Below are 754 nucleotides of genomic sequence, written 5' to 3' on the forward strand. Positions count from 1 at the left end.
GACCCAGGACCCAGGACCCACCCACAAGGACGTCAGTTTGAACCTTAAGCCATATCTTCTCGCGTGCGCCATACTTTTTCTCACCGCCTGCTCGCAACGCTTTCAAGACGTGAATGCCACCATGGCTGAAGCCGTGTTTGGGGCCGATGACATTGAGTTCAACGCCGAGAACATCAATAAGCTCCCCTACGCCAGCGCCTATGTTCGAATTAACGAAGGGCCACAAATCTTTATGGTATTGGCCTTTGCCGAGCCCAACACTAAAACCAGCAAAACTCAATATAAATGGATGTCTTCAGACCGAGCCGTGATCATCACCGAATCTGGCCGCATCGTAAAAACCATCGGGCTTTACGGTGGCAACCTAGCTGGCGTGTCTCGCACACAACAAACCGATACCTCTTGGCAAGTCACCTATGATTGGATGCCAAAATACCAATATGGCTACGACGGTATAGCCCTGCAAACTAAGCGTGGCGACGAGCGCATTACAACGGCAGTGAAATCGTACGACACCCAAAAAGTCACAGAAACCGTCACATTTGATGCCATTGACGCAAAAATAGTTAACAGCTACTGGAAAGACAAAGAAACCGGCCAAGTCATTAAAAGCGTTGAACAGCTAGGACCGGATATGACCACGATAGAAATAACGTTGCTGAAAGTGCCGACGGTATAGGGGGGAAAGCGGCCCTGGGGAAGAGAGGTTCCTAGTTCCTAGGGGGTCGTGGCGAAAGCTACGTTAATCGCTTGA

At 50.1% G+C, this 754-nt stretch carries 1 protein-coding gene; it reads left to right on the forward strand.

Annotated elements, in window-relative coordinates; translation table 11 throughout:
* A partial coding sequence (locus tag AB4405_RS24375; RefSeq protein ID WP_372063121.1) for a YjbF family lipoprotein occupies positions 1 to 679 on the forward strand: 679 nt, incomplete at its 5' end.
* Positions 680 to 754: the final 75 nt, after the last annotated feature.

It is taken from the genome of Vibrio sp. 10N.261.51.F12 (assembly GCF_041471725.1).
Taxonomy (GTDB): Bacteria; Pseudomonadota; Gammaproteobacteria; order Enterobacterales; family Vibrionaceae; genus Vibrio.